This window comes from Pseudomonas sp. NY15463 (genome assembly GCF_048068415.1).
GTDB lineage: Bacteria > Pseudomonadota > Gammaproteobacteria > Pseudomonadales > Pseudomonadaceae > Aquipseudomonas > Aquipseudomonas mosselii_C.
This window is the reverse complement of record NZ_JBLUQD010000005.1, coordinates 493,773-511,098: the sequence shown is the minus strand read 5'-3', so window position 1 is coordinate 511,098 and position 17,326 is coordinate 493,773. Positions and strand designations below refer to the sequence as shown.

The following is a 17,326-nucleotide window of genomic DNA, read 5'->3' as shown; positions in this document are numbered from 1 at the left end:
GCCTCGACGCGCGGCAGGTCAAAAAAACCACGACACATCGACCGATGATCAGCAGGTGAGCCATGGAACTACGAATCAACCAGAAGACCTATCAGGTCGAGGCTGACGCCGACACGCCCTTGCTCTGGGTAATCCGCGACGACCTCGGCCTGACGGGCACCAAGTACGGCTGCGGCTTGGCCCAGTGTGGCGCCTGCTCGGTGCTGGTGGATGGCAACGTGGTACGCGCCTGCGTGACCCCGGTGGCCGGGGTGGTCGGTCGCGAGGTCACCACCATCGAGGCGATCGAGGACGACGCGGTCGGCAAACGCGTGGTGGCGGCGTGGGTCGAGCATCAAGTGGCGCAGTGCGGCTACTGCCAGTCCGGCCAGGTGATGGCGGCCACCGCACTGCTCAAGCACACGCCTAAACCGAGTGCCGCGCAGATCGACGCGGCGATGGTCAATCTGTGTCGTTGCGGCACCTACAACGCCATCCATGCCGCCGTGCAAGACCTGTCCGAAGGGGGTAACGCCTGATGAACGCTCCCCTGGACACCCCCGCCGACCTGCTGCGGCTGCCCGCTGGCGAAACCGTCAACCTGTCGCGCCGACGCTTTCTGGCGGGTACCGCCATCGGCGCACTGGTGCTGGGCTTCGGCCTGCCGGTGGGCACGCCACGCGCCCACGCCGCCGCCAGCCCTGAGCGCGGCACCCAGGTGCCGGCGTTCCTGGAAATCCGCCCGGACGGCAAAGTCCGCCTGCTGTGCCCCTTCATGGAGGGCGGCCAGGGCACCTACACGGCAATGGCACAAATCGTCGGCGAAGAGCTGGATGTAGACCCTGCCGACTTCCTGGTCGACAGCGCCCCGCCTGGTGAAGCCTATGTGGTGATGGAAAACGGCATGCGTATCACCGGCGGGAGCATGTCGGTGCGCATGAGCTATCCGACCATGCGCCGCCTCGGCGCACTGGCCCGCGCCATGCTGCTGCAAGCCGGCGCCGCGCAACTGGGTGTGCCGCTGAGCGAGCTGTCCAGTGCGCCTGGCAAGGTGCTGCATGCTGCCTCTGGCCGTACGTTGAGCTATGGCGAGCTGGCTGGCGCTGCGATGGACCTGCCAGTGCCGGATCCGGCCAGCGTGCAACTGCGCGACCCCAGCCAGTTCCGCTGGATCGGCAAGCCAGTGCGCCGCGTGGATGCCTACGACAAGTCCACCGGCAAGGCGATCTACAGCATCGACATCAAGCTCGACGACATGCTGCACGCCGCCGTGCAGCACGCTCCCCGCCTGGGCATGACCGTGGCCGAGGTGCGCAACGAAGCGCAGGTCAGCGCCATGCCGGGTGTGCATTCGGTACACCGGTTGCCCGGCGCAGTGGCCGTGGTGGCCGAGCGCTGGTGGCACGCCAAGCGTGCTGCCGAAGCCTTGCAGGTCGACTGGCAGGCACCTGCCGCCGACAGCCCGCTGCGGGTGATGCCGGCAGACTTTTCAAGCGATGCCTGGCGCGACCACCTAGCCGCCCAGACCGGACCGGCCCGCGATGACGAGCGCGCAGGCGACATCGCCGCTGCCCTGGCCGGGGCCAAGACCACCGTTGAAGCCAGCTACCGCAACCAGTACCTGAACCACGGCCAATTGGAGCCGCCCTCGGCCACCGCCCGCTTCAACCCCGACGGCAGCCTGGAGGTCTGGCTGCCCAACCAGGCGCCAGACATGTTCCGCGCCGACATTGCCAAGCGCACTGGGCTGGCGCCCGAGCAGATCACCCTGCACTCGCCGCTGCTGGGCGGCTTCTTCGGTCGGCATTTTTTGTACGACTCGGCCAACCCCTACCCGCAGGCGATTGCCCTGGCCAAGGCGGTTGGACGCCCGGTCAAGCTGATCTGGAGCCGTGAGGAAGAGTTCCTGCGTGATGTGCTGCGCCCGGTGGCGGTAGTCAAGTTCCGCGCCGGCCTGGACGAAAAAGGCCTGCCCGTGGCCATCGAGGCGATCAGCGCTACCGAAGGCCCGACCGAGGCCCTGGCCGGCAAGCAAGGCGAAAAAATCGACCCCACCGCACTCGAAGGGCTGTCAGGCAAGGCCTACGCCATTGCCAACAAGCGCATTGCGCAGATTTATGTCAAAGGCCCGGCGATGCTCGGCTACTGGCGATCAGTGGGCAATTCGCTCAACGATTTCTTCTATGAAAGCTTCCTCGACGAGTTGGCTGACAAAGGCGGGCATGACCCGTTCGAGCTGCGCCTGCACCTGCTGCGCGACAATTCCCGCCTGACCACCCTGCTGCGGGCGGTGGGCGAATTGTCCGGTGGCTGGAAGCGCGGCCCGTTCACCGCCGCAGACGGCAGCCAGCGCGCCCGTGGCGTGGCCATGGCCTCGCCGTTCGGCTCTCAGGCAGCAGTGATCGCCGAGGTGTCCATCGACAACGGACAGGTCAAGGTGCACGACATCTGGCAGGCCATCGACCCTGGCAGCATCGTCAACCCGGCGATCATCGAAGCCCAGGTCAACAGCGCGGTCGCGCTGGGCTTGTCGCAAACCCTGCTGGAAGAAGCGGTGTGGCGCAACGGTATGCCGCAGGCGCGCAATTACGACCTGTACCCGATCCTGCCGCCTGCGCGCATGGCACGGGTGCATGTACGCATTATCGAGAGCGGCGAAAAAATGGGCGGCATCGGCGAGCCACCGTTGCCAGCAGTGGCACCGGCCGTGGCCAATGCGGTCGCGCGGCTGACCGGGCAACGCATCCGCAGCCTGCCACTTGACCGCCATTCGTTCAGCTAAGGAGCGCCCATGAGCAATCGCCGATTCGCACGCAGCGCGACCTGGCTGGCCGTGCCCTGCCTGGTCGCCGCCGGCCTGCTGGCCTGGTATGTCACCCGCGAGCCCGCCTCGCCGTTCACCGCCGACGCCGGGGTGGACACAACGCTGGTCAGCCGTGGCGAATATGTCGCCCGGCTCAGCGACTGCGTGGCCTGCCACAGCCTGCCAGGCCAGGCGCCCTTCGCAGGCGGGCTGGAAATGGCCACGCCGCTGGGGGCGATCCATGCCACCAACATCACCCCCGACCGCGAACACGGCATCGGCGCCTACAGCCTGGCCGACTTCGACCGTGCCGTACGCCATGGCGTGGCCCCGGGCGGGCGCCGCTTGTACCCGGCCATGCCCTACCCGTCCTACGCCAAGCTCAGCGATGACGATGTGCGCGCGCTGTACGCGTTCTTCATGCAGGGTGTGCAACCGGCGGCCACCGCCAATGTGCCCAGCAGCATCCCCTGGCCGCTCAACCTGCGCTGGCCGATCGCGCTGTGGAACGGGTTGTTCGCACCCACCAACGCCTATGCCGACAAGCCCGGCCAGGATGCACTGTGGAACCGTGGCGCGTACATCGTCCAAGGCCCCGGCCACTGCGGCAGCTGCCACACGCCGAGGGGCCTGGCGTTCAACGAAAAAGCCCTGGACGAGGCCGGCGCGCCGTTTCTCGCCGGCGCACTGCTCGACGGCTGGTACGCACCGAGCCTGCGCCAGGACCACAACACCGGCCTTGGTCGCTGGAGCGAGCCCGAGATCGTGCAGTTCCTCAAGACCGGACGTAACCAGCATGCGGTGGTCTACGGCTCGATGACCGAGGCGTTCAACAATTCCACCCAGTTCATGAGCGACGATGACCTGTCCGCCATCGCCCGCTACCTCAAGTCGTTGCCGGGCGATGCGCAGCGCGACGGCGCACCCTGGCAGTACCAGGCCGTTTCCGCGAACGAGCGTCTGGACGCACCGGGCGCACACACCTACGTGACGCGCTGCGCCAGTTGCCACGGCCTGGACGGCAAGGGCCAGGCCGAATGGATGCCACCGCTGGCCGGGGCCACCTCGATGCTGGCCAGCGAAAGCGCCTCGGCGATCAACATCACCCTCAACGGCTCGCAGCGCATCGTCGCCGCCGGGGTGCCGGACGCCTACCGCATGCCGGCGTTTCGTGGCCAGCTGTCCGACCAGGAAATCGCCGATGTGCTGAGTTTCGCCCGCACCACCTGGGGCAATCAGGGCGCAGCGGTGCAGGCACAGGCCGTGGGCAAGTTGCGCGGGCATACCGACCCGGCCAGCAGCAGCCCGATCATCCTGCACATGCGCTGACAGCCGCCAAGCGTGATCAAGCAACATTGAACGAGGTGTGAGCAAACCATGGAAAGCATCGACCTGCTGGTGCTACGCACCGCCCACGACTGGCTTGCCGACGGGCATCGCGTATTGCTGGCGAGCGTTGCCCATACCTGGGGATCGTCGCCGCGCCCGGTGGGTTCGATGATGGCCCTGCGCAGCGATGGGCGGGTGGTCGGGAGTGTGTCTGGCGGCTGCATCGAAGACGACCTGATCCACCGCTATACCACCGCCTACGGCGGCCAGGCGTTCGTCGATGGCCCGCCCGAGCGGGTGCGCTACGGTGTCAGCGCCGACGAGGCGCATCGCTTCGGGCTGCCCTGCGGCGGCACCCTGGAGTTGATCCTGGAGTTCAACCCCGCGCGCGCGGCCCTGTGCCAATTGCTCACGCTGCTGGACGACGGGCAACTGGTGTGTCGACGCCTGGCCCTGGCCGATGGCAGCGTCAGCCTCACCCCCTGCGCCAGCCCGGCGCCGTTCGACTGTGACAGCCACTACCTGCGCAACACCCTCGGCCCCGGTTACCGCATGCTGCTGATCGGCGCCGGGGCGTTGGCCGAATACCTCGCCACCATGGCGCTGTTCAACGGTTTCCGTGTGACGGTGTGCGACCCACGCCCTGAGCACAGTGCCAGTTGGGCGGTGCCGGGGGTGGAGACCCTTCAGGGCATGCCAGATGATGTAGTGCGCGCATTTCGTGTCGATGCGCGCACCTGCATCATCGCCGTCAGCCACGACCCGAAGCTGGATGACCTGGCTCTGCTGGAGGCCCTGCAAGGCCCAGCGTTCTATATTGGCGCGATTGGTTCGCGACGCAACAGCCAGCTGCGCCGCGAGCGGCTGATCGAGCATTTCGGCCAGACCGAACGCAGCCTCGAACGCCTGCATGGGCCGATCGGCATCTACATCGGCAGCAAGACCCCGGCGGAAATCGCCGTGAGTGTGATGGCCGAGGTGTTGGCAGCGAAGAATGCGGTGACGCTACCGGGAGCGGTGAGTGTGTTGCAGGCCAAAGCGCAGCACGAATCAGCGGCCTGAGGCTTCGAGCGACGATCCGCCGCGAAGCAAGGGGCGCAGTGGATAGCACCCGAAGCAAGCGCGGTACCTGTAGGAGCGGCCTTGCCGGGACGCCGGACCGGCGAGGCCGCTCTCATAGAACTACACATAACTTGTTGATTTAGAAGGAATCTGTGGGAGCGGGCTTGCCGGAGTGCCGGACCACCGCGAACACCGGCAAAGCCGGTGCCATCCACCGAGTCGCCTGCTTCGCGGGCAAGTCGGGGCGCCGAACCGCCGCTCCCACAGGGTACGCGGAGCGCTTGCGAAATCAGTTCTCTGCGCGACAGCGCAGCTTAAAGGGCTGGGTGATCTCCTACAGGTACAGCGGTGGATTTGGTCGGCGATCATTTTGGCTCGAACAACGTCACCGCCCGCGCATCCACCGCCTTGGGCAGCAGACCTTCGCGATAGAACGCATCGGCGATGCGCTGCTGCTCGGCCAGGTTGTCAGCCTTCACCGGCTGCACGTCATAGCTGCGCCGCGCATTGGCCTGCTGCACCGTGGCGCTGTCGAGGTTGCCCCACAGCGGACCGAGGATGCGCGCCGCCGCCACCGGGTTGGCCTTGGCCCAAACCCCTGCTTCGCGCAAGGCCTGGTAGACCTGCTCCAGCACCTCGGGATGCGCCTTGGCGTAGTCGCTGCCGGCCAGGTAGTAGCGCTGGTAGCTGGCCAGCTCCCGGCCATCGGCGAGAATCCGTGCGTTCTGCTGACGCTGCGCACTGGCAACATAGGGGTCCCAGGTCACCCAGGCATCGACCTTGTGGTTCTCGAAGGCCGCACGCCCGTCAGCAGGGATCAGGTACGCCGGCGTGATGTCCTTGAAGCTGAGTCCGGCCTTGGCCAGGGCCTGGATCAGCAAGTAATGGCTGCCGGCTGCCTTGGTCACCGCCACGCGCTTGCCCTTGAGATCCGCCAGGGTCTTGAGCGGCGAGTCCGCCGGCACCAGGATCGCCTGGGCGCTGGGCGACGGGGTCTCGCGGGCAAAATAGGTAAGCTTGGCGCCAGCGGCCTGGGTGAACACCGGCACGGTATCGGCTACATCGGCCGAGACATCGACATTGCCCAGGTTCAGCGCCTCCAACAGCGGCAGGCCGCTGGGAAACTCGTGCCAGCTGATGCGAATGCCTTCAGCCTGAAGGCGCTGCTCCAGGGTGCCGCGGGCCTTGAGCAGGGTCAGCAGGGTCGAGGATTTCTGGTAGCCGATGCGCAAGGTCTGCTCGGCACTGGCAAGGCTCGGCAGCAAGGCGCTGGCCAGCAGCGCCAGGGCGACACGGCGCAGGGGTTTGAACGTCATGGGGCGAGTCTCCAGGTCAGGGTTGCGCGGCCAGCGTGGCGTTGCTCGGCACGCTAAAGCCGCTGGCGAAGGTCGGGGCTACGTCGAGGCGTTGGTTCATCAGGCCGTGGGCGTGGTAGAAGTCGGCGGTTTCCTGTTGCTCGGCCACGGTGCGTGGCTCGATCACTTGCCAACGCAGTTGGCGCCGTTCGAATTGCAGGCGTGCGGCTTCCTCGGGGAAGCCAATGATCGCGGCCAGGGTCTTGGAGTAGCTGTCCAGGTGCTGGTTGGCCCACACCTGGGCGCCAGCCAGGCGGTTGAGGTAGTCCTGCAACGCGGCGCGTCGGGCAGGCTCGCCCAGGGCCTTGTCGGTGGCGGCGAGGAAGCTGTTGCCGCTGGACAGGCCACGACCGTTCACCAGCACCCGCCCCTGCCCGCTCAACTCGGCCAATGCGGTGTAGGGCTCCCAGGTCGACCAGGCGTCTACCGAGCCGTTGGCCAGGGCGATCTTGGCGTCTACAGGGCCGAGAAAGCGAAACTCCACGTCCTGTTCGCTCAGTCCGGCCTGGTCCAGTGCCTTGAGCGCCAAGTGGTGGCCAATCGAGCCGCGTCCGGTGGCAATGCGCTTGCCCTTGAGGTCGGCTGCGCTGCGCAGGGGTGCCTCCGGGCGGACCAGCAATGCGGTGCCGTAAGGGTCGGACTTGTCCACCGCGATGGCCTTGACCGGCGCCCCGGAGGCCAGCACGAACAGCAACGGCGCATCGCCAATGATCCCAGCATCGATGGCACCGGCATTGAGCGCCTCGGCCAGGGGGGCGGCGGCAGGAAACTCGGCCCAGCGGATGTCGTAGGGCAGATCGCGCAGGGCGTCGGCCGCTTCCAGCTGGGCGCGCATGTTGCCCTTCTGGTCGCCGATACGCAGGGTCAGGCGCTCGCTGGCGGCAGCCTGGCTGGCCAGCAGCACGGCTGCGGCGAGGGTCAGCAACTTCGAATAGATGGACATGGCGCTCCTCGGGGTCGTGGCGGGCGGCGTCTTGCGGCCCAGAAGCTGCGACTGTAGCGAGAAGCGATTAATAACAAAAAGTGATTTTAGGAATAACCTAATATGCAAAATATAGAGCACCCACTAGGAGCGGCCTTGTGTCGCGAAAGGGCTGCGTAGCAGCCCCAGAAATTTCGCATGATGCCGAGATCCTGGGGCTGCTACGCAGCCCTTTCGCGACACAAGGCCGCTCCTACAGGAATCTATGGCATTACATACAACCAAGATTATGCTAATACCTTATTTTTCGTTCCCTTGCGTGAGCGCCGAACATGAAAATCGATGACATGGACGCCTTCGTGGCGGTCATTCGTTGCCAGTCGACCAACCTCGCCGCCGAGGCCCTGCAACTGACTCAGCCGGCCATCACCCGCCGCGTGCAGAACTTCGAGCAAGACCTCGGCGCGACCCTGCTCGACCGCAACACCAAACCGCTCAAGCCCACCCCCATGGGCCTGCGGGTGTACGAGCAGTGCAAGGCGATCCTGCGCGAGATCGACTCGTTGCGCGAACTGGTGGCCAATGACGGCGCGCCCTCCGGCACCCTGCGCCTGGGCGTGCCGCAAACCCTGGGCGACGTGGTGCTGCTCGATGCCCTGGCACAAATCCGCGAGGTCTATCCGCAGTTGCGTACCCAGGTCAGCAGCGGCTGGGGCAGCAGCCTGATTGCACGCATGCAGAACGGCGAGCTGGACGCCGCCGCCGCGCTGTTTCCGCCCGGCAAGATCTTCCCCGAGGGTATCGCCAGCCAGTCCATCGCGCGCATGCCACTCAAAGTGGTGGCGGCCAGGGGCAGTGCCGGCAAGCGCAGCTACAAGCTGCGCGACTGCTACACCCGTGGTTGGGTGCTCAACCCTGATGGCTGTGGTTTCCGCGCCGGCTTGCAGCGGGCGCTGAGCGAACAGGGGCTGAGCCTTTCGATCAACCTGGAGACCTTTGGCACCGAGCTGCAACTGGGGCTGGTGGCCAACGGCCAAGGCCTGGGGCTGGTGCCCGAACCGCTGCTGCTGGCCAGCCGCCACCGGGATGCGCTGGAGGTGCTGAACGTCAGTGACTTCAAGCCGCAGGTGGACCTGTGGCTGTTCCATCCGCGCTACCTGGGGAATCTGCAAGAGCCGGTGGAGTTGTTCGGCGAAGTGGCGGGGCACAGGTTGCTGGGTTGAGCGCACTGGGGCCGCTTGGTGGCCCCAGGCAATAAATGCAAAATTTGCATAACAAAAAACCAATAAATTCTCAAAACTGATAATTAGCATAGAACCAAAAAGACTTTTACAGCGTTCATTCATACGAATACGGTCTTAGCCACACACCGTCATTCAGGGATGAACCCCCATGAGTCACCCTTCCGACAGCGCCCTGGCCGAGCTTACCGAGGCCCTTGCGGCCAATGCCGAGCGCTACGACCGCAGCGCGCAGTTCCCACACGACAACTTCGACCTGCTGCAGCGCCACGGCTTGCTGGCCCTCACCGTACCGCGTGCCCTGGGCGGCGGCGGTGCGGACCTCGTTACCGCGCGCCGGGTGATCGGCGCAGTCGGCAAGGGCGACCCGGCCGCCGCGCTGATCCTGGTGATGCAGTACCTGCAACACTTTCGCCTGCAAGACGACGCACGCTGGCCCGCCCACCTGCGCCAGCGGGTCGCCGAAGAGGCGGTGCGCCACGGCGCGTTGATCAACGCCCTGCGCGTCGAACCCGAACTCGGCACCCCCGCGCGTGGCGGCCTGCCGGCCACCGTCGCACGGCGCAGCGCCGAAGGCTGGCGCCTGAGCGGGCGCAAGATCTACTCCACCGGCAGCCACGGCCTGAGCTGGTACCTGGTGTGGGGCCGCAGCGACGACAGCGATCCGCTGGTGGGTGGTTTTCTGGTACACCGCGACACCCCCGGCATCCGCATCGTCGAGGATTGGGATCACCTCGGCATGCGCGCTACGTGCAGCCACGAAGTCCGTTTCGACGACGTGCTGATCCCCCTCGACCACGCCGTCAGCGTCAGCCCCGCCAGCGCGCCGCGCGCCGAACTCGATGGCGAAGGGCTGCTGTGGATGGGCGTATTGCTGCCAGCGGTGTATGACGGCGTGGCGCGTGCCGCGCGCGACTGGCTGGCCGGTTTTCTCAGCGCGCGCACGCCGTCCAACCTCGGCGCGCCGCTGGCCAGTCTGCCACGCTTTCAGGAGGTGCTCGGACGCATCGACACCCTGCTGTTCGCCAACCAGAGCCTGCTCGATTCGGCCGCCGCCGGGCACATCGACCCGCGCCATGCCGGGCAGATCAAGCACCTGGTCAGCGCGAATGCCATCCAGGCCGTGGAACTGGCCGTCGAGGCCGCCGGCAATCCGGGGCTGTCACGGCGCAACCCCCTGGAGCGGCATTACCGCGACGTGCTGTGCAGCCGCATCCACACCCCTCAGGACGACGTGGTATTCGGCCAAGTCGGCCGCGCCGCGCTGACGGAGGTGGCGGCATGAGCCATTCGATCATCGCCAGCCAGCTCGACGCCCAGGCCAACCAGACCTTGCGCGATCAATTGGTCGATCACCAGGTCATCGACATCGCCCCCGGCCAACTGGCCCTGGACGTACCTGCCGACGTGTTCATCCTGCGCCCGATCAACGTGCGCGGGGCGCGCGTCGACACGCCACCAGCCGGCTGGCCGTGGGGGTTGAAGTGGGTGCAACTGGTGTCTTCGGGCATCGACTTCTACCCCGACTGGGTGTTCAACGGCGCCCCAGTGACCAGCGGCAAAGGCGCCAACGCCGAGCACGTAGCCGAGTTCGCCCTGGCCTTGGTGTTCGCTGCGGCCAAGCAATTGCCTGGGCTGTGGGTCAAGGACGCTGACTGGCGCTTGACCCCGCTGGCCCCAGTGCGCGGGCGCACCCTGGGCATTCTGGGCTTTGGCAGCATCGGCCAGTGCCTGGCACGCAAGGCACTGGCTCTCGGCATGCGCGTGCTGGCCCTGAGCCGCCCCGGCCAGCCCATCGCCGAGGTTCCAGGGGTGACGCGCGCGGCCGATCTGCGCGAGCTGTTTGCCGGTAGCGATCATCTGGTCCTGGCAGCCCCGCTGACCCCCGCCACGCGCGGGCTGATCGATCATGCGGTACTGGCCCACGCCCGCCCCGGTCTGCATCTGATCAACATTGCCCGCGGTGGCCTGCTCGACCAGCAGGCGCTGCTCGACGCCCTGGACAGCGGCCTGATAGGCCGCGCCAGCCTGGACGTCACCGAGCCTGAACCACTTCCGGCCGGCCATCGGCTGTACCAGCACCCACGGGTGTTCCTGTCACCGCATACCTCGGCCATATCCGATGAAGGCTACCCGGCCTTCCTCGACGCGTTCATCACCAACTTCCACCGCTACCGCGAGCAGGCGCCCTTGGCGAACCTGGTCGATACCGCACGCGGCTACTGATCACCGGAGAGCACACCATGAGTTCACTGTCTGCCGTCACCACTCGCCCCTCCCCCAGCGTGCGCGAGCGGGTCAGCGCCGAGGAATGGGAGGTCCGCGTCAAGCTGGCCGCCGCCTACCGCCTGGCCGCCCAGCTGCGCTGGACCGACCATATCTACACGCACTTCTCAGCCCGTGTACCGGGCCCGGAGGAGCATTTCCTGATCAACGCCTTTGGCTTGTTGTTCGATGAAATCAGCGCCTCCAACCTGGTCAAGGTGGATGTCGATGGCACCCTCATCGACGACCCGCTGGGGCTGGGCATCAACCAGGCCGGCTACGTGATCCACAGCGCCATCCACCGTGCCCGCCCCGACCTCAAGGCGGTGCTGCACACCCACACACGTGACGGCGCGGCGGTCTCGGCTCAGCGCGACGGCCTGTTGCCGATCTCCCAGCACGCCCTGGCCTACTACAGCCGGGTGGCCTACCACGACTACGAAGGCGTGGCGCTGGACCTGGACGAGCAGCAGCGGCTGGTGGCCAACCTGGGCCAAAGCAACATCCTGATTCTGCGCAACCATGGCCTGCTCACCGGCGGCATCAGCGTGGAGCACGCGTTCCGTGAGCTGCATGGATTGGAGCGGGCCTGCAACATCCAGGTGGCAGCGCAGGCCGGGGGCAATGATCAGTTGCTGCATGCGACGCCTGCGGCAATCGCCAAGGTGCATGAGCAGTCCAAGCGGTTTTCCGATGGCCAGGGCGAGGGTATCCAGCGGCACTGGGATGCGCTGATTCGCCAGCTGGAACGGGAGGGGCGCGATTACCAGGATTGACTGAGATCCTGTACTGGCCTCTTCGCGGGTAAACCCGCTCCCACAGGGATCTCACCGCTCTCGCCAGCAGCGCCGTACCTGTGGGAGCGGGTTTACCCGCGAAAGGGCCGGTACAGGCAACCCAAACTCCAATGAAGGACCACCCCATGCCCCCACTGCACCGCCTGTTCGCCATCGGCGCCCTGGCCTTGGCCCTCAATGCCTGCTCCCCCGCCGACGACACCTCGGCCAGCAAGACCCTCAACATCGCCTTCTGGGGCGACAACACCACCTTGGTCAGCGTCGACCCGTTCCAGGTCTACTGGCTGGAGCACCGCGTTCTGCTGCGCAACGTTGCCGAATCGCTCACCGACCAGGACCCGGACACCGGCCGCATCATCCCCTGGCTGGCGAACAGCTGGGAAGTTGCCAGCGATGCGCTGAGCTACACCTTCCACTTGCGACAGGACGTCACCTTCAGTAACGGCGAGCGCTTCGATGCCCACGCGGTGAAGACCGCCTTCGACAGCAACAAAGCCTTCGCCACCCAGCTGCCAGCCACCTTCGGCGCCACCTACCTGGCCGGTTACGATCACGCCGAAGTGGTCGACGACTTTACCGTGCGCCTGGTGCTTTCCAAGCCCAACGCCGGTTTCCTGCAAGCCACCTCCACCACCAACCTGGCAATCCTCGCGCCCGCCTCGTACCGGCTGACAGCCCAGGAGCGCTCGCTGGGCAAGATCATCGGCACCGGCCCGTTCGTGCTCGAACACTACACCCCGGAAGTCGGCGCCAAGCTGGTCAAGCGCGCCGACTACGCCTGGGCCTCGGCCAACGTGCGCAACCGCGGCGCCGCCCACCTGGACAGCGTGCAGGTCAGCTACATCCCCGAGGAAAGCGTGCGCAACGGCCTGTTCCTGCAAGGCAAGGCCGACATCCTGTGGCCGCGCAACCCGTTCTCGGAGGTCGACCTCAAGCTGTTCCAGTCCAAGGGCGCGACCATCCAGAGCCGCTCACTGCCAGGGCCTGCACTGAACCTCTACCCCAACACCCGCAACGACCGCTTGCTGGGCGATCGCCAGGTGCGCCTGGCCTTGCAGAAGGCCATTGACCGCACCAGCTACGCGCACACCGTCTACAACGCCGAGTTCCCGGTGGTGAGCGGCGTGTACGACGTGACCACGCCGTACTTCAAGGCCCAGGCCGACAAGCTCGCCTATGACCCCAAGGGCGCCGAGCAACTGCTCGAAGCCGCTGGCTGGCACAAGGGCGAGGACGGCTACCGGCACAAGAACGGCCAGCGCCTGACCCTGCGCTACAACCTCACCCCCGCCGAAAGCGCAGGCGATGTGCTGGTGCAAGATCAGCTGCGCAAGGTCGGCATCGACCTCAAGCTCAATGTGCTGACCCGCGCCGAGTGGGTCGCCGGCAACACCTCGGGCAACTACGACCTAACCTCAACCTACATGACCCGCGCCGATCCGATCATCCTGCAAACCATCCTCGACCCACGCGCCGCCAACAGCGCGACCCTGGCCACCAACAGCTACGAGCCGCACACCCTGCCCAAGGTCCAGGCGCTGTTCGACAGCGGTATCACCGCCACCGCCGACACACAACGCGCCGCCGCCTACGGCCAATTGCAGGACCTGTTGGTGGATGAAGCAGCAGCCTTCCCGCTGTACGAGCGGGTCTGGCAGGCGGCCACCGCGCCGCGCGTCAAGGACTTCCGCTGGACCGCCGAAGGCTTTGCCTTCCTCAGCGACATCCAGGTCGGCCAGCCATGAAACGCTACCTGATCGGCCGCATCGGCCAGGCGCTGCTGGTGCTGTGGGGCGCCTACACCATCAGCTATTTCATCCTCTACCTGCTGCCCGGCGACACCTTGGCGATCATGCTCAGTGCCTCGGGCATGGAGGCCGACGGCCTGTCGCCTGAAGACCTGGCCAAGGCCCGCGCCTACTACGGGCTGGACAAAGGCCTGTTCGAGCAGTATTTCGACCTGCTCTGGCGCGCCCTGCAAGGCGACCTGGGCCAGTCTCTGTCGCTCGGCCGGCCAGTCACCGCGCTGCTGGCCGAGCGCCTGCCGCAGACCCTGGCGCTGGCAGGCCTGGCGATAGGCTTGTCGCTGCTCGGCGGTGTAGGCCTCGCCTACCTGACCGCCTACCTGCAATGGCGCCCACTCAAGACCGCGCTGACGCGCCTGCCGTCGCTGGGTTTCTCGGTGCCGGTGTTCTGGATGGGGCTACTGTTGATCCAGGTATTCGCCTTTGGCCTGGGCTGGTTCCCGGCTACCGGCAGCCAGGGTCTGGCCAGCCTGGTGCTGCCGGCGATCACCCTCGCCATCCCCAGCGCCGCGGTATACGCCCAGGTCCTGCAACGCGGCTTTCAGGGCGTGTGGCAGGAGCCGTACATTGCCACCGCCTTCGCCAAGGGCCTGAGTCGGGCCCAGGTGCAGGCCCGCCATGGCCTGCGCAATGCAGCGCTGCCGTTGCTCACGCTGGTTGGCCTGCAAGTCGGCAACACGGTGTCCGGCGCGGTGCTGGTGGAGACCATCTTCTCGCGCAACGGCGTCGGCCGCCTGGCCCAGGAAGCGGTGTTGCGCCAGGACATCCCGGTGGTCCTGGCCATCGTCGCGGTGTCTGCCGCCGCCTTCGTGGTGGTGAACCTGATCGTCGATCTGCTGTACCCGTGGCTCGATCCACGCATCACCCATACCGCCAAGGTGAGCTGACATGACCTCCGATACCACGCGTACCCTGTGGGAGCGGGCTAGCCCGCGAACACCGGCAAAGCCGGTGCCAAACACCGAGTCGCCTGTTTCGCGGGTAAACCCGCTCCCACAAAAAACGGGCTCTTTAGCGCCCCCTGACACCGGCATCACTTCCGATGCCACACGTATCCTGTGGGAGCGAGTTCACTCGCGAACACCGGCAAAGCCGGTGCCAGGCACCGAGTCGCCTGATTCGCGGGCAAGCCCGCTCCCACAGGGCCCTGCCAATTCAACCGGTTTCGTGGCGTCGCATGACACCGGCACCTGGCAACGCCGCAGCCGCTGGCAACGCCTGAAACAGGCTACCGCCCCGCTGCTGCGCCGCCCCGGTTTCAGTCTGGCCCTGCTGGTGGTGCTGTTCGCCCTGCTGGCGGCGCTGGCACCGCAACTGCTGACCAGCTTCGACCCCTACGCCACCTCCCCCGCCGACAAGCTCAGCACCCCGAGCCTGGCCCACTGGTTCGGCACCGACGAGTTGGGCCGCGACCTCTACACCCGGGTGGTGTATGGCGCGCGCCTGAGCATGCAGGCCGCACTGCTGGCAGTGGCCATCGCCCTGGTCGGCGGCCTGGGCCTGGGGGTGTTGGCCGGCTTCGCCGGTGGCCGCCTGGACGCGGTGCTGATGCGCCTGATCGACGTGCTGCTGGCCTTGCCCGGCTTGCTGCTGGCCCTGGCCATCGTCACCGCCATCGGCTTCGGCACGGTGCCGGTGGCCATCGCCGTGGGCGTCGGCATCATTCCGGGCTTTGCCCGCACCACCCGCGCCGAGGTGCTACGCATCAAGACCTTGCCGTATGTCGAGGCCGCACGCCTGGGCGGCGCCAGTTGGGTACGCACCCTGCTGCGCCATGTGCTGCCCAACGCCTGGGGGCCGGTGGCGGTACTCGCCACGCTCGACGTCGGCGCCGCCATCCTGGCCACGGCGGGCCTGAGTTTCCTGGGCTTTGGCGCCGCGCCACCGGCAGCGGAGTGGGGCACGCTGATTGCTAATGGTCGCCATTTCCTCATCACCGCGCCGTGGGTGTCCCTGTTGCCGGGGTTGTTCGTGGTGGCCGTGGTGTTCAGCCTCAATCACCTGGCGCGCAGCGTCGAGGAGCATGCCCGATGAGCCAACCCGCGTTGATCGAGGTCCGTGACCTCAGCGTCAGCTACCACTTCGCCGGGCAGCGTACCCAGGCGGTGCGCCAGCTGTCGTTCACCTTGAAGCAGGGCGAAACACTGGCCATCGTCGGCGAGTCCGGCTCGGGCAAGTCGACCCTGGCCAATGCCCTGCTCGGCCTGCTGCCAGGCAATGCGCAGATCGATCAGGGCCAGTTGCTGGTCGCCGGGGTCGATGTGGCCAAGGCCAGCGAACAAGCCAGGCGCCAGTTGCGTGGGCGCACCGTCGGGCTGGTACCGCAGGACCCGATGGTCAGCCTCAATCCGACCCTGCGTATCGGCCAGCAAATTGCCGAAGCCTTGGTGCTGGCGCGTGGCCGGCGCTATCCGGGGCTGGACGCCGATGTGCTGGAACTACTGGCCCAAGTGGGCCTGGACGACCCGGCGTTGCGCGCCCGCCAGTACCCCCACGAACTGTCCGGCGGCATGCGCCAGCGGGTGCTGATCGCCATCGCACTGGCCGGCGAGCCACGCCTGATCATTGCCGACGAACCCACCAGCGCCCTGGATGTGACGGTGCAACGCCGCATCCTCGACCACCTGCAACAGCTGGTGGCCGAGCGCGGCATCGCGTTGCTGATCATCACCCACGACCTGGGCATGGCCTGTGATCGCGCCGACCGCCTGCTGGTGATGAAACACGGCGAGCAAATCGAGCACGCCTCGCCGCGCCAGGTGCTGTGGGGCACCCCGCATCCCTACACACGCGACCTGCTCGCCGCCGCGCCCGCATTCGTGCCGCGCCAGCGACCAAGCACGGGCCACGGCGCAACAGCGCTGTTGCGCCTAGGCAATGTCAGCAAGCGTTTTGCGCTGCCAGGCAAAGCCGAGCCGTTCACCGCCCTGCACGACCTGAGCCTGGAGGTCAGGGCCGGTCAAACCTTGGCGATCGTCGGCGAGTCAGGCTCGGGTAAAAGCACCGCGCTGCGTATCGCCTTGGGGCTGGAGAGGCCCAGCGAGGGGCGCGTGGAGTTTGCCGGCGAGGACGTCACCCACTACAGCTGGCGGCAGTTCAGGCCGCTGCGTCGGCGGATCCAGTTGGTCCAGCAGAACCCCTTCGCCGCGCTAGACCCACGTTTCACGGTGTTCGACAGTATCGTCGAGCCGCTGGTGGCGTTTGGCGTGCTCAAGGGCCAGGCACTGGAGCGCAAGGCCCGCGAGCTGATCGCACGGGTGCAGTTGCCGGTGCACTTTCTTGACCGCCTGCCCCGTGAGCTATCCGGTGGTCAGCGCCAGCGGGTCGCCATCGCCCGGGCGCTGGCACTGGAGCCGGAGGTGTTGCTGCTGGATGAACCGGTGAGCGCTCTGGATGTGTCGGTGCAGGCGCAGATCCTGGCGCTGCTCGATGAGCTGCAACGCGAGTTGGGGATCGCCTATGTGCTGGTGTCCCACGATCTGGCGGTGGTGGCCAGCATGGCCGACCAGGTGCTGGTGCTGCGGCGTGGGCTGGTGATTGAGCAAGGGCCGGCGCTGGAGGTGCTCAGCCGACCGGCCAGTGCCTATACCCGCGAGTTGATCGCGGCGATACCTGGGCATTCGCGCAGTGTGCTGCCGGTGGCAGTGTAGCCATTGCCCGAATGGCCGGGGCGCGTGGGCGCAGGTCCGCTCCCACGCCAATCAAAATCAATTAATTGCATAGTAATAAAAATATATATCAGCCTCACACATAATTAGCTTAGAACCA

The 17,326-nt window shown here is 66.6% G+C and carries 14 protein-coding genes; 12 read left to right on the top strand and 2 right to left on the bottom strand.

Features of this window, described 5'->3' with window-relative positions; all coding sequences use genetic code 11:
• Positions 1 to 62: 62 nt before the first annotated feature.
• From ACNFIC_RS15560 to ACNFIC_RS15545, 4 genes are read left to right on the top strand one after another with little or no spacing between them, the layout of a single operon-like run.
• Positions 63 to 518, top strand: a complete 456-nt coding sequence (locus tag ACNFIC_RS15560) for a (2Fe-2S)-binding protein (RefSeq protein ID WP_138221759.1) — start codon at positions 63 to 65, stop codon at positions 516 to 518.
• Positions 518 to 2,761 (top strand): xanthine dehydrogenase family protein molybdopterin-binding subunit, encoded by a 2,244-nt coding sequence (locus ACNFIC_RS15555; protein ID WP_138221760.1) that lies wholly within the window; start codon positions 518 to 520, stop codon positions 2,759 to 2,761. The genes ACNFIC_RS15560 and ACNFIC_RS15555 overlap by 1 nt, the downstream gene beginning before the upstream one ends.
• Before the next feature lie 9 nt (positions 2,762 to 2,770).
• Positions 2,771 to 4,111 carry a c-type cytochrome gene (locus tag ACNFIC_RS15550; RefSeq protein WP_138221761.1) on the top strand — a complete coding sequence of 447 codons (1,341 nt, stop codon included), beginning with the start codon at positions 2,771 to 2,773 and terminating at the stop codon, positions 4,109 to 4,111.
• 48 nt (positions 4,112 to 4,159) lie between these two features.
• Positions 4,160 to 5,173: an XdhC family protein gene (locus ACNFIC_RS15545; protein ID WP_138221762.1), complete on the top strand. Its 1,014-nt coding sequence runs from the start codon at positions 4,160 to 4,162 to the stop codon at positions 5,171 to 5,173.
• Between the two features lie 365 nt (positions 5,174 to 5,538).
• Here the strand turns inward: ACNFIC_RS15545 and ACNFIC_RS15540 are convergent, their stop codons facing one another.
• The gene (locus ACNFIC_RS15540) at positions 5,539 to 6,489 is read right to left on the bottom strand and encodes an aliphatic sulfonate ABC transporter substrate-binding protein (protein ID WP_138220812.1); all 951 of its coding nucleotides are present in this window, start codon (positions 6,487 to 6,489) and stop codon (positions 5,539 to 5,541) included.
• Between the two features lie 16 nt (positions 6,490 to 6,505).
• The gene (locus ACNFIC_RS15535; protein ID WP_138220813.1) at positions 6,506 to 7,471 is read right to left on the bottom strand and encodes an ABC transporter substrate-binding protein; all 966 of its coding nucleotides are present in this window, start codon (positions 7,469 to 7,471) and stop codon (positions 6,506 to 6,508) included.
• A gap of 311 nt (positions 7,472 to 7,782) precedes the next feature.
• Here ACNFIC_RS15535 and ACNFIC_RS15530 point away from each other — a divergent pair, with 311 nt between their 5' ends.
• From ACNFIC_RS15530 to ACNFIC_RS15495, 8 genes are all read left to right on the top strand, one after another.
• Positions 7,783 to 8,673: a LysR family transcriptional regulator gene (locus tag ACNFIC_RS15530; RefSeq protein WP_416781346.1), complete on the top strand. Its 891-nt coding sequence runs from the start codon at positions 7,783 to 7,785 to the stop codon at positions 8,671 to 8,673.
• A 169-nt stretch (positions 8,674 to 8,842) separates the two neighbouring features.
• Positions 8,843 to 9,976 carry an acyl-CoA dehydrogenase family protein gene (locus ACNFIC_RS15525; RefSeq protein WP_416781345.1) on the top strand — a complete coding sequence of 378 codons (1,134 nt, stop codon included), beginning with the start codon at positions 8,843 to 8,845 and terminating at the stop codon, positions 9,974 to 9,976.
• Positions 9,973 to 10,917 carry a D-isomer specific 2-hydroxyacid dehydrogenase family protein gene (locus ACNFIC_RS15520; protein WP_416781344.1) on the top strand — a complete coding sequence of 315 codons (945 nt, stop codon included), beginning with the start codon at positions 9,973 to 9,975 and terminating at the stop codon, positions 10,915 to 10,917. The genes ACNFIC_RS15525 and ACNFIC_RS15520 overlap by 4 nt, the downstream gene beginning before the upstream one ends.
• Before the next feature lie 17 nt (positions 10,918 to 10,934).
• On the top strand, positions 10,935 to 11,732 hold the full coding sequence (locus ACNFIC_RS15515) for a class II aldolase/adducin family protein (protein WP_138220817.1): 798 nt from the start codon (positions 10,935 to 10,937) through the stop codon (positions 11,730 to 11,732).
• 146 nt (positions 11,733 to 11,878) lie between these two features.
• A complete protein-coding gene (locus ACNFIC_RS15510) occupies positions 11,879 to 13,498 on the top strand; it encodes an ABC transporter substrate-binding protein (RefSeq protein ID WP_416781343.1) in 1,620 nt (539 codons plus the stop codon).
• Entirely contained in the window at positions 13,495 to 14,445 is a 951-nt protein-coding gene (locus ACNFIC_RS15505; RefSeq protein ID WP_416781342.1) for an ABC transporter permease, read from the top strand. The genes ACNFIC_RS15510 and ACNFIC_RS15505 overlap by 4 nt, the downstream gene beginning before the upstream one ends.
• A gap of 280 nt (positions 14,446 to 14,725) precedes the next feature.
• Positions 14,726 to 15,592, top strand: coding sequence for an ABC transporter permease (locus tag ACNFIC_RS15500; RefSeq protein ID WP_138220820.1), 867 nt, complete (start codon positions 14,726 to 14,728; stop codon positions 15,590 to 15,592).
• On the top strand, positions 15,589 to 17,208 hold the full coding sequence (locus ACNFIC_RS15495) for a dipeptide ABC transporter ATP-binding protein (protein WP_416781341.1): 1,620 nt from the start codon (positions 15,589 to 15,591) through the stop codon (positions 17,206 to 17,208). Before ACNFIC_RS15500 ends, ACNFIC_RS15495 begins: the two co-directional genes overlap by 4 nt.
• Positions 17,209 to 17,326 lie beyond the last annotated feature (118 nt).